We start from the raw sequence: 12486 nt of genomic DNA, 5'->3' as shown, positions 1-12486 counted from the left end.
ATCAATCCGAGCGAATGGATGCCGATGATCTGGGGCGACGCCCCGTTCGAGTCCGAGCAGCAGGGCCAATGGGTGCTCGCCGCCGTCATGGCCCGCTTGAACGAGATCAACCAGTTCGTTCGCCTGGCGCGAGAACAGCCTCCGACGTTTCACTTCGACCGAGGCCCCGACGGCGAGCCCAGTGTGCGCGGTTGGGCGATGGGCTTTCTAAAAGCACTCAGTCTGCGCGAGGATGCGTGGGTGCCGCTCCTTGAGCATGAGACCGCTCATCAGCTGGTGGCACCGATGTTCGCGTACATGGCCGACGCGAACGGCGACCCCGTGATGACGGTCGACGACGTCCCGGCGGACGAACTGGACTCTTATCTCGCGACGGTCATGCCGGATCTGATCCAGGGGATTTACGCGTTCTGGGAACTGCGCGAGCCGTCCGAGTCCCAGTCGATGGCACCGCCGGCACCTTCACGCCGCCGCAAGGTCGGCCGCAACGAACCCTGTCCGTGCGGCTCGGGCCGCAAGGCCAAGCGCTGCTGCGGGGCCGGATGACCCGGCCGGACGCGGGATAACGCGGCCGTGGCGCCGGACCAGGCCACCCAGGACCAGGAGGTCCTCGCCGGCTCGGTGGAGCGGGTGACCTTCCACAACCCGGACAACGGCTTCTGCGTCCTGCGCGTGAAGGCCCGCGGCCACCGCGACCTGATCACGATCGTCGGCCACGCCGCGGCGATCTCCGCCGGCGAGTGGATCAACGCGACCGGCACCTGGGTCAACGACCGCACCCACGGCCTGCAGTTCCGGGCGCGCTACCTGAAAGCGGCCGCGCCGACCTCGCTCGATGGCATCCGTCGTTATCTCGCCTCCGGCATGATCCGGGGCATCGGACCGGTCTACGGCCGCAAGCTCGCCGACACGTTCGGCGAGAACGTGTTCGACGTCATCGAGAAGACGCCGGAGCGCCTGCGCGAGGTGGACGGCATCGGCCCGGTCCGTGCCCAGCGGATCACCGAGGCCTGGGCCGAGCAGAAGGTCGTGCGGGAGATCATGCTGTTCCTGCACACCCACGGCGTCGGCACGGCCCGGGCCGTGCGGATCTACAAGACCTACGGCGCCGACGCCGTTCAGGTCATGTCGGAGAACCCGTACCGGCTCGCGCGCGACATCCGGGGCATCGGCTTCGTCACGGCGGATCAGATCGCGGAGAAGCTGGGCATCGAGAAGACCGCGATGATCCGCGTGCGCGCGGGCATCTCCTACGCCCTGGGCGAGGCCATGGACGAAGGCCACTGCGGTCTCCCGCGGGCGGACCTCATCCCCCTCGCCGAGCGCCTCCTCGAGGTGCCCGCGGAGCTGATCGAGAGCGCGCTGAGCGACGAGCTCGCGGAAGGCAACATCGTCGCGGACACCGTCGACGCGACGGATTGCATCTTCCTGGCGGGGCTGTACCGCGCCGAGCGGGGTATCGCGGAACGCCTGCGAGCGATCATGTTGGGGTCGCTGCCCTGGCCATCGATCGACACCCCGAAGGCGATCGCCTGGGCGGAGCGCCAAGCGGGGGTGAGCCTCGCCGACGGCCAGAAGGAGGCCGTGCGGACGGTCGTGGCCAACAAAGTGACCGTGATCACCGGCGGCCCGGGCGTGGGCAAGACCACCGTGCTGAACAGCGTTCTGCGGATCCTGGCCGCGAAGGGCACGAACCTGAAGCTGTGCGCGCCCACCGGCCGGGCGGCCAAGCGGATGAGCGAGACGACTGGGATGGCCGCCCAGACCATCCACCGGCTGCTGGAAACCGATCCCAAGACCGGCGGTTTCAAGCGCGACGAGGAGCGGCCGCTCGCCGCCGACGCGGTCATCCTGGACGAGACGTCCATGGTCGACGTCCGGCTGATGTACGCGCTCGTGAAGGCGATCCCGGATGAGGCGGCGTTGGTCCTGGTGGGGGACGTCGACCAGCTCCCCTCCGTCGGGCCCGGCCAGGTGCTGGCGGACCTGATCGCCTCCGAAGCCGTGCCGGTGGTGCGTCTGACGGAAGTGTTCCGCCAGGCCGCCCAGAGCCGGATCGTCACCGCCGCCCACCGCGTCAACGCCGGCCAGGTGCCGGACCTGCGGCCGCCGGACGGTGACAGCGACTTCTACTTCGTGCCCGCCGACGATCCGGAGACAGCCGCCGCGCGCATCGTCGAGGTCGTGAAGACCCGCATCCCGCGGCGCTTCGGGTTGGATCCGGTGCGCGACGTCCAGGTGCTGTGCCCGATGAACCGCGGCGGGCTGGGGGCGCGGTCCCTGAACGTAGATCTGCAAGCGGCGCTGAACCCTGACAGCGCGCCGACGGTCGAGCGCTTCGGCTCGAAGTTCGCCCCGGGCGACAAGGTCATGCAAATCGAGAACGACTACGACAAGGAGGTCTACAACGGCGATCTTGGCTTCGTGACGGGCGTGGACACCGACACCTCCGAACTCACGGCCGACTTCGAGGGCAAGGCGGTGGTGTACGGCTTCGGCGAACTGGACGCCCTCGTCCCGGCGTACGCGGCCACGATCCACAAGGCGCAGGGGTCCGAGTACCCGGCTGTGGTGATCCCCGTAACGACCCAGCACTACCCGATGCTGCAGCGGAACCTGCTGTACACCGGCATCACGCGGGCGAAGCGGCTCCTGGTGATCGTCGGGCAGAAGCGCGCGATCGGGATCGCGGTGAAAGGCACGGGCGGGCGGAAGCGATGGTCGCGGCTGAAGGGGTGGTTGGAAGAGACGAACCAGAGGCCCCGCGATGTTCGCGGCTGATCAGCCGAGGCGGCACCGGTCCGGCTTTTCGGCCGCTTTCCGATGGGCTCCCGACGCGCCCTGCCGACCGGATGTCGGCAGGGACGGGCCAAGAGCTGACATTGTCGTTCTGTCGAAAGCCTTCAGGATCGATATGCAGCCGGCCTTAGATAACTTGACAGCCACTCTGCGAGGCACACGTGCATTTGCACCTGTTATCAAGCTGCCATATCGGTTCTAAGCTAGGCTTTTTGCGCGCCGATCGTGGTCCAAACCTCAAACCATCGCAGAAGTTGGCATAGGCTCCAACGCATGACGCTTTCTCGGATCCACGTTAATGAAAAATTGACACTACAGCGCTCAAGCTCGAAAAAGCTGCGTTACCAAACACGCCAAACATATCGGCCTGCGAAAGGCCTCCAGCAGGAATATGTTATCGCAGACGCGGCACACACCAGCGTCCCTAGATCCTCATGCAGCCGGCCCAACCCAGCCGGCTGCGCAGGCCCTGATCGACGCCATGAGCGGCTCTACCGCGCTGCTCGACGCCGACGGCCGGATCATCGCCGTCAACGCAGCCTGGCGAGCGTTCGCTGACTCCAATGACGGCACCGACCCCAACGGTCACCTCGGCACCGATTATCTCGCAACCTGCGTGGAGGCAAGTGCGAACGGCGATCCGCATGCCGCGCGCATCGCGGGCGGGATCACGCGCGTCATGGCCGGCCGGGAGGACTTGTTCCAACACGTCTACCCTTGCCACGCCCCGGAGCTGCATCGCTGGTTCCGCGTTTGTGTCCGCCCAGTCGCCGCCCCTATCGGCGGCTACCTTGTCCAGCACATCGATGTCACTCGTGAGATCACCGACCGGCAGACGGCCCAGGAACGCCTCGACGATCTCCGTACCTCGGCCGCTGAGCTCGGAGGGTACAGCTGGACCTGGCAGGCCTGCACCCGTCGCTTGGAAATCGACCCGGCCTTAGCGGCCTCACTTGGTCTCGACGAGTGGACCACACCCGACCTTGTCCTTGCACGCGCGAACGCGGGGTCGCGCTGGACGGTCCTTCGCCAGATCGCCGCTTGTCGGCTTGGCCTCAGCGATGAGCTGGACGCGGCCCTTGCGGTTAAGGACGCAACGGACACGTGGCATCATGTCTGTGTGCGGGGGCAGACGCGCCGGACGGCGGGCGGAAAGCTCTTGCAGATCACGGGCCTGACGTTCGACATCACCGACCGAGAAAACCACCGCAACCGTGCTGAGGCGGCCGATCGGCGCGCTCGACTGATGGCGCTCGTCGCCGAGCGCACCGACAACGCCGTCGTGGTCACGGGCGCAGACGGCCGCATCCAGTGGGTCAACGCGGGTTTTTGCCAGCTGTCTGGCCACAGCCTGGACGAATCGATCGGGGTAAAACCGGGCGATCTGCTGCAGGGTCCGGACACCGACCCGCAGGCCCGCGACCGCCTGTCGCAGGCGATCCGCGAGCAGCGCGGCGTGGTCACCGAGATCCTGAACTACACCCGGGACGGCCACCCGTATTGGATCGAGATCGACCTGCAGCCGGTTTTCGACGATCAAGGGGCGCTCACCCACTTCATCGCCATCGAGCGCGACATCACCGCCCAGCGGATGCAGCGCAAGCTCGCTGAGGCACGCATGGCCGCACTCGAGCTGATGGCAGCGGAAACCCCGCGCGCCGAGACTTTGGAGCGGGTGGTCGACATTCTCGCCCAGGGCGCCGTGGGCACCTCGGCCTCGCTGATGCTCAAGGATGCGACCGGCACCGCCATGACGGTCGCCGCCGCGCTGGGGCTGGATCCGGCGTACTGCGCGGCCCTCGAGGGGGTCGCTTTCGGCCCGCGCGTCGGCAGCTGCGGTGCGGCGATCGCCACCGGCGAACCCGTCTTCGCCGCAGACATAACCCGACACCCGAACTGGCGCCCCTATCAGGAGCTGATCGCTCTTTCGGGCATGCGGGCCTGCTGGTCGCAGCCGGTCGTCGCCGGCGACGACGGCAAAGTTCTGGGCGCGATGGCGATCTACAGCCGCACGCCGCGCAGCCCCTCGCAGGCCGAAAAGGACTACATGAGCGAGGCGGCCAACCTGGTGAGCGATCTCCTTCTGCGCTACCAGGCGCGCGCCGAGCGTGCCGCCAACAGCCGACGGATGCGCGCGATCGCCGGACGTCTGCCCGTGCGCGTCGCCCACCTGAACCCCGAAGGCCGGATCACCTACGCCAACGACGCCTACGCCGACTTTTACGGCCGTCCCGCCCAGGATCTGGTCGGCAGCGTCACATGGGACCTCTTGCCGACGCGTGCCCGGCGGCGGATTGAAGCACTGTGCAAGCGCATGCACCGCGACGGGGCGTGCAGCGCGGAGATCGACCTGACCCGGGAGGGCCGGCCGGCGGCGGAGACGCGCGTCACCCTGCTGCCGGACCTGACCTCCGAGGGGGACCTCACCGGCATCTTCGAGATGCACGAGGACCTGAGCGAGTTCCGGGCGCGCGAACGCAAGACGATGGCCGCGATGGAAGCCGCGCAGGAGGCGAACCGCGCCAAGTCGAACTTCCTCGCAAACATGAGCCACGAGCTCCGCACGCCGCTGAACGCGATCCTCGGATATACAGAGATGATGCGCAAAGAAATCTTGGGGCCGATCGGCAATCCCAAGTACGGCGAGTACATCACCGACATCCACACTAGCGGGCAGTACCTCCTCGACCTGCTTGAGGACGTCCTCGACCTCTCCCGGCTGGAGGCCGGCGGACGGCCACTAACCGCAGAGGCCATCCTGCTGGACGAAGTAGTTGACGCGGCGCTTACAGTTCTGCGTGCAGACCGGGATGCCATCCGGACCGACGCTGCCACTGGCATCCGGGTCGGCGCGGATGCCCGGGCGCTGCAACAAATCTTGGTCAATCTGCTCTCCAACGCCCTCAAGTACGGCGACGGCTCACCCATCGCCATCGAGGTCGTATCGGACGACACACGCGTCCACATTGACGTTTTTGACCAAGGTCCCGGGATAGATCCCGATCACCTCAAGAGGGTGATGGAGCCGTTCTACCGCGGGGCTGCAGACGCATACGTGGCCGGGTCTGGAAAAACGGGTGCCGGCGTCGGCCTCGCCCTGGCCCGGCGCTTGGCCCAGGACATGGGCGGCAACTTGTGCCTCTACAGCACACCGGGGGCGGGCACCCGAGCTAGGATAACGCTTCCCGCAGCCTGAACCTGGTCGCGGGCAATCTGGCGATTATTCCGTTGCCTTTGGTTTGTCGACTTGAATAAGGGGGCACGATGGAGAGCGGTGCTGCGAGATATTGAAAGACAAGAAATTATGGGATCGACGATGAGCGCGGGGTTTACGCTATGCCGAATTTGACCGGTCCGGGTCATGTCCTGCTTATGCCACGTCCCGTGTCAGTTTCATCGCCGCAAGACGCTGACCCGAACCGCGATCCATCGACAATCCGTATCACGCCGCGCGTTGGTCCTCGGATTGATCGTTTATTGGAGTGCTGTCTTTGACTGCATGATCCGGGTCGCGATCCGGCAAGGTCACGCGCACCCACGTCCCTTCACCGGGCTCGCTTTCGATCTCAAACCGACCGCCGTGGAGCCGAGTGAGACGCTCGACGATCGGAAGCCCCAGACCGGTGCCTTGGTGCTCGCGCGCCAGCGACGAGTCGACCTGGCCGAAGGGCTGCAGCGCGCGACGAAGGTCGTCCTGATCCATGCCAACCCCGGTGTCGGTCACAGTGATCTCAGCTGCGCCACGGAGGCGGCGCGCTTGCACCTGCACCTCGCCTTCCAGGGTGAACTTCACGGCGTTGCCGACGAGGTTCAGCAAAATCTGCTTCACCGCGCGCCGGTCGGCTTGAACCGGGCAGGCCTCGGACTCGCACCGGATTGGGACTTTAGGCCTGTCGTCCCGGAACCGGACCAGATCCAGGCACTGCCCGATGGTATCCGACAGGTCGAACGCCTCAATGTTGAGGTCGTAGCGACCAGCCTCGATCTTGGAGAGGTCCAGGATGTCGTTGATGAGCGAAAGCAGATGCTGGCCGCTGCGATGAATATCGTCAGCGTAACCGGCGTATTTCGTGATCGCGCCGTCACCGAAAGACCGCTGAGCGATCACTTCGGAAAAGCCCAAGATGGCGTTGAGCGGTGTGCGAAGCTCGTGGCTCATCATGGCCAGAAAATCGGACTTCGCTCGGTTGGCATCGGCAGCCTCCTGGCGCGCTTCAGCCTCCGCCTCGCGCTTGGCTTCCGCTACGGCGCGCGCTTCGATCAAATCTTGATCGAAGCGGCGGGCTCGAAGAAGCAGGAAACACAGAGCCACACCGGCGAGGCCGCTAACAAGCAGCAGCGTGTTCGTTCGCGCCCACCACAGCGCGATGACAGCTTGCGTCGGGACGGTTACGACCACGGCGAGAGCGTAGCGTTCACTCTCCTCCCTAGCCCACAAAGCGCTCGGGAGAAAGCCGCCTAACAGGGTCTCGTCTTCGGTTGGGCCGCCGACGCCCGCCAAGCGCTTTCGAGGTGCATCGTTCGCCCCGGGCCCACCTGTCGCAGCATCCCCGTCCAACAGGACGGTGCCGTCCTGGCGGGTAATGTAGATTGAACACCGGCCGCATACGCTGTTGTTGCGGAGTTCCGAGAGATAATAGCTGGGCTCCACGGCCCCGGCCACCACGCCTCTGAACGAATGCTCGCCAGCCATAAACGCACGGCTCACCGGTGCGAACCAGCGGCCCGTATATTTCCCTTGAAGCGGCTCGGACAGATACAACCACCCCGGAAACGGTGGTTTGTGCGCGGCGAAATACTCCCGATCGATTGCATCATTTCGTGGTGTCGGCCATGCCCCCGAGTACAGGCGCATATACCCATTCTGATCCACCATCCAGATTGAACGCAGTTGCGGGAGGTCGTCTGCAAGCGACCGCAAATGGTGCCAGATGCGCCGATTGTCAGCAATGTCTGTCCAAGCGGTCACCTCATAGCTTCGCGCTACTTCTTTCAGCACCATGTCGACCGCCTGGAACGTACGCTCGGCGTATTCCGAAAGGACCCGCGCTTCCTCTTCGGCACGAGTTTGCATTTCTTGCCACGCATTTCGGTAATTTTGGGCAGCCTCGAAACACACAAGCCCGACGAGAGCAAGCACGGCTACGACACCAAGTGAGGTAACCGGTGTTCTGCGGTCGTTAGCCGACATCGAGAAGCGGCGCAGCAGCGTGGACATACCGGCATTTTGATACAAAAACTGCTAACGCGCAGTAAAATGCGTCGGTCAAGCTTGGACGTAGTGATCGTCGGGGGCTTTCGACTGCTTCGGGTCATGACCAGCTATGGGGCTGACTCAATACATCGGCTGCTGTCAGATGTCGTCCGGTCGAAAAAAGGGATCGAAGAAAGCGTGGCGGCCCCGCTTGAGGGGAGGAAAGCGAGGCCGCCGGACGGGGACACAAACTCGGCGGGAGACCGAGCGATATTAAGGTGTCAGACCCGCGTAAACGAGCCGTTAGCGACCTTCGCTGAAATTGCACACCCGGATATGATTGCTATGCTGGATTTATGCTGCGGACGGCCCCATGCACGTGCGAGGACCTGCTGGTCGAGGCTGAACGCCTGTTCGACGAAGGGCACGCGGGGGCGGCGCGTCTTATCTTCAACCGGGTCGCGGAGACATGCATCAACGGTCGCCAGCCGTGCCCTGAAAACGGATCATGCCGTGTCGCGGCCGAGCGCGTCGCGCGTCGACTGCACGACGCTGCCGAATGAACCACCACTACGTGGTGCGTGACAACGACGATGGCAGGCCTTGCATCCATGCTTGCGGATTTGCCGTAACGCCATTTCCCACAGGTTCTGGTCGACGCGGCCCTGATCCAGGAGGGCCGCCCACATCTCCCTCGGGGGCTGGAGACCGCGGAAAGACATTGCCGATCAACCTTCGTTCGCTTCGTTGTTGAATGCGCGTTCAAAATCCAAAGCATTAGAATGGCGCACCCGGCACCAATATCAACCTTTTGTTCTCCACAACCGGACGCCACGTGATGCTGCATGCCCAACAAAAAAGACCCCGCCGACGCCGCCGGCGGGGCTCGCGCTAAGCCACTGAAGCGTCGCGCTCCCGTGGCTGCGTCTCCTGGAGAGCCAGGAAGAGAGAGGCAACACGACCGCGATATGGGTAGGCAGGTGCAACGCGCAAGAGACCGGGGAGCGGCAGGCCTCCGGTTGGCGTGATGAAAGCCATCGCTTCGATGGCGCAGGAGGCCTCCGCACAAGCCCAATATAAACGGTCCCGGCGCCGGGGGAGAGCGCCGGGACCTTCGAGCCGCACGCGCGGACAGACAAGAGGGGGCAAGGTCTGTCGGGACGAGAGGGGGTTGGCGCGCGGCTCAACCTTGATCGGATCGAACAATACCCCCGTGTTCAGCGCAGCGGTGTTCCCGCCCGCGGCCGCATGTCGTCGGCGTACAGGTCGATCTCCAGGCGATACGCCCCGTGCAGCTTGGCCTGATCGTCCAACTGCGTCACGGCTGCACCGTCGTTGCGATCGTAGGTTGGGGTGGATGCGGTTTCCGATGCAGCCGGCGCGGCCTTCGGCAGGCTCAGATCCAGGCCGCCGGTGCGCGCTGCCGCCGGCTGCGACATGTTCGTCGTGGGCGCCGCGGCGAGTTGCTGGCCTTTCGGGCCGGCCCCGTACGCGTCCTCAGCGCTGACCAGAAGGCCGCCAAAGACGATGCCCGCGGCCAGAATGATGGCCTCGGCCGCGCGATCCCTGCGGTACGCGCGCCCTTCGGTGTCGATCGAGCGATGGGTCCGGGTCGTGTCGATGCGGGTCATGATGACCTCCCGCTGTTGCGTCGTTCGCCTGGAATCGACCATGGCGCATCGCGATACGGAGAGATGTGCCTCGCATCACACTTCACGCGGGTGTTACAGATCGGGCGGTCCCCGTGAGTCCGGCGATCGCGCAGGCGTCCGGGCAAGGCGGGTATTCAGGCCGCTTATCGGCCCAACCTTTGCTGGTCTGATACCCTCGATCCCACGCACGACGGGAGGTGTGGCATGTTCGAACAGTGGCTGAAGTGCTGGCGGCGATGGATGTTCTGGTGGTTGCCGGGCGGCGACGAGCCGGACGAGACGAAACCGGCTCCGCCCGCGCAGAAGAAATCGGCTCCGGCGAAGCCTGACACCGAAGCGGCCAAAGTAGACGCGGGCACCCACCAGCGGTCAGGATCGAACGAACCGTCTGCCACAGCGGCCAAGGCAAACGATTTGACCGCGATCCGGGGTATCGGCCCCGCGATCGCCCGCGAACTCGAAGCGCTCGGCGTGACGACCTTCGCGGATCTCGCGGCCGCCGACCCGGACGATCTTGCAGCGAAGATCGCCAGGCGACCGGTGACATCAAACCGCGTGCGGGAATGGATCGCCGAAGCGAAGAAACGCACTTCGTAACGACGGTTCGTGTTCACCGATCGGTTCGAAACCATCGACGACGGGGCCATGGTTCGCTAAACACTGAACGACAACAATAACGCCCACCGTCGTTCAAGGAAAACTGGCCCCATGGCCGATCAGACAGACGTCAACACCCTGCCGGATACGACCCTCATCGAGCTTACCGCCGGGGTTGTTCAGTCGTACCTCAACAACAATCAGATGCAGCCGGATCAGGTGCCGCAGGTGATGCAGCAGATCCACGATAAATTCGCCCAGCTGCAAGGCGGCCACGGTGGCGCGGAAGCAGCGACCGCGTCGACCAGCCCGCAGCACGAGCCGCCGGTCAGGCCGAAGAACAGCGTCCGCAAGAACGAGGTGGTCTGCCTGGAGTGCGGCAAGACGTACAAGACCCTGAAGCGCCACCTGCGCACCGAGCACGGCCTGGAAGAGAGCGACTATAAGGCCCGCTGGGACCTGCCGAAGAACTTCAAGCTCGTGGCGAAGAGCTACAGCGAGCAGCGCTCGCAGATGGCCAAGGACCTCGGCCTGGGTGAGAAGTCGGCTGGCCGAGGCCGCGGCCGAAAGAAGACCTAGACCACCCGAAAGAGGGCCCCGACGCCAGGGGACGGGGCGTCGGGGCCAGGGTCACGGAACTGCCGGCGGGGCAATGACCGGCAGGCCACCGTGACGGACAGGGAGGCAAGGGGAGGCGAGGTTTCAGCGCCGACCGATGACCCGGAAGTACGCTTCCTCGAGGTAGCTGGGCGTCCAATCCTGCATGACGGCACCTCCGTTTCTGGGCTCCTGACGGCGATCGCGTCGCCGCCGTCTGTCCATGGAGATGCCATCGACCCCGGCCCAGGGCGTGTGGCGGCGGTCACACGTAACGCGGTCGTGAAGAGACCCGGCCGGCAACCGGCTCGCCCGGGACTTCAGCCGGACCGGTCGTTTACGACGTCATCGAGTTCCTCCTCGCTCACGCGCATATACTGCATCGCATAACTTGCATTCCGGTGGCCGAGTTGCCGCTGTACGGCCGCGACGTTGCCGGTCTTCTGGACGACGTGCCGGCCCATGGCGTGCCGGGCCGAATGCGGCGACTTGCCGGCAACGTAGGCTTTCTGCGCGACCTCGTTCCAGGCTCGATTTACGGCCACGGGGCTCAGGCGGCCGGAACTGCGGGCGTTATCGGCCGCCGGCAGCAACAGCGCCGGCGATTGCAACACTTCCGCATCCGCCGCCCGTTCGTGCGCGACGTAGTCCTGCACCGCGCGCAGGCCCTCCCGGGAGATCTTGTAGGTGTGTTGGGCGCCGCCCTTCTCGCGCACGGTGATCCGGGCGCGAGTGGAGTCCACGTCCTCGAGGTCGGCGTTAACGGCCGCCGCCCGGCGCATGCCGGTTTCGACGAGCAGGTAGACGATCGCGCGCGTACGCCAGGGCCGATAGCCCCTGCGCTGCGGCCGCTCGGCGGCGTCGCGGTAACGGTGCCGGTCGCGCGAGCGGCCACCCTGGCTGGGCAGCAGATCCGCGGCGTCGAGCAGGCGACGGCGCTCGGAGGGCGTCAGCGCCCGGTCGACGGCGAGGGGCGGCGCGCCCATCGACACTTTGATTTTGAGCATCGGGTCGCCGAGCGGGAAGGGCGCATGCTTATGGATCCACTTCGACCAGGTCTTCAGGTGGGCGAGCACCCGGGCGATCGTGCGGTCGGCGTAGCGCCGGCGCCCGGTCCGGTCGACCTCGTTGCGCAGCGCCTCGACGAAGGCCGCGGACAGCCGCGGCGTCCACCGGGCGCGTTCGTCGCTCTTCTCTTCCAGACGCATGAAGGCAAGGAAGCGGTCCAGATCGCGCCGCTGCACCTTCCTCGAACTCGCCGCGGTGGTCGCCTCGAGGGCGAGGTAGGCCTCCAGCCAGCGCGCCAGGCTGTCGGCCGGAACCTCCTCGGCGAGGACGGGGACAGCCTCCAAATTCTTTCGTATCGCGGTTTGTGGGTCCATACGATGCTCCCAGGATGGCCTGCACCCAGGGAATCACGACAGAACGTGATACGAAAGGGACATTTCGGATCGCGTTCTGTGTTATCCCCAATTGCGGTGGACAACTTGGGGGAGAGCACGGTGGACAAGCGCGTCTGGCCGGGACTGCCCTAGATTGCCGACATGATAGGCACTCAGCGCGCGTCACGGATCCACGTGCTGATCCGCATGAGGTGAAAGCGTCGATCGGCGTTCTATGCCGTTGATATATATATGAACGTTGCAG

At 65.3% G+C, this 12486-nt stretch carries 8 protein-coding genes; 5 read left to right on the top strand and 3 right to left on the bottom strand.

All coding sequences use genetic code 11. The annotated features are described in order from the left end of the window. The 3 genes from CKO28_RS28475 to CKO28_RS16305 all read left to right on the top strand — a co-directional run. Positions 1 to 546 (top strand): YecA/YgfB family protein (locus CKO28_RS28475; protein WP_242480604.1); only part of this gene is annotated, 546 nt, incomplete at its 5' end. Between the two features lie 27 nt (positions 547 to 573). Continuing rightward, positions 574 to 2781, top strand: coding sequence for an SF1B family DNA helicase RecD2 (gene recD2 / locus CKO28_RS16310; protein ID WP_200341870.1), 2208 nt, complete (start codon positions 574 to 576; stop codon positions 2779 to 2781). A gap of 499 nt (positions 2782 to 3280) precedes the next feature. After that, positions 3281 to 5995 carry a PAS domain-containing protein gene (locus tag CKO28_RS16305; RefSeq protein ID WP_200341869.1) on the top strand — a complete coding sequence of 905 codons (2715 nt, stop codon included), beginning with the start codon at positions 3281 to 3283 and terminating at the stop codon, positions 5993 to 5995. A gap of 246 nt (positions 5996 to 6241) precedes the next feature. Here the strand turns inward: CKO28_RS16305 and CKO28_RS16300 are convergent, their stop codons facing one another. Together CKO28_RS16300 and CKO28_RS16295 are read right to left on the bottom strand one after the other, a co-directional pair. Beyond that, positions 6242 to 8017: a sensor histidine kinase gene (locus CKO28_RS16300; protein WP_200341868.1), complete on the bottom strand. Its 1776-nt coding sequence runs from the start codon at positions 8015 to 8017 to the stop codon at positions 6242 to 6244. A gap of 1193 nt (positions 8018 to 9210) precedes the next feature. After that, entirely contained in the window at positions 9211 to 9624 is a 414-nt protein-coding gene (locus tag CKO28_RS16295) for a hypothetical protein (RefSeq protein WP_200341867.1), read from the bottom strand. A 225-nt stretch (positions 9625 to 9849) separates the two neighbouring features. Between CKO28_RS16295 and CKO28_RS16290 the strand changes: the two genes are divergently transcribed. Together CKO28_RS16290 and CKO28_RS16285 are read left to right on the top strand one after the other, a co-directional pair. Continuing rightward, on the top strand, positions 9850 to 10242 hold the full coding sequence (locus tag CKO28_RS16290; RefSeq protein ID WP_200341866.1) for a DUF4332 domain-containing protein: 393 nt from the start codon (positions 9850 to 9852) through the stop codon (positions 10240 to 10242). Positions 10243 to 10353: 111 nt separating this feature from the next. Continuing rightward, positions 10354 to 10821: a Ros/MucR family transcriptional regulator gene (locus tag CKO28_RS16285; RefSeq protein WP_200341865.1), complete on the top strand. Its 468-nt coding sequence runs from the start codon at positions 10354 to 10356 to the stop codon at positions 10819 to 10821. 338 nt (positions 10822 to 11159) lie between these two features. On the opposite strand, the gene CKO28_RS16280 is transcribed toward CKO28_RS16285, so the two are convergent. Further along, entirely contained in the window at positions 11160 to 12221 is a 1062-nt protein-coding gene (locus CKO28_RS16280; RefSeq protein ID WP_200341864.1) for a tyrosine-type recombinase/integrase, read from the bottom strand. Positions 12222 to 12486: the final 265 nt, after the last annotated feature.

This window comes from Rhodovibrio sodomensis (assembly GCF_016583645.1).
Taxonomy (GTDB): domain Bacteria; phylum Pseudomonadota; class Alphaproteobacteria; order Kiloniellales; family Rhodovibrionaceae; genus Rhodovibrio; species Rhodovibrio sodomensis.
The sequence above is the reverse complement of the archived record's forward strand: the minus strand, read 5'-3'. Positions and strand labels throughout refer to the sequence as shown.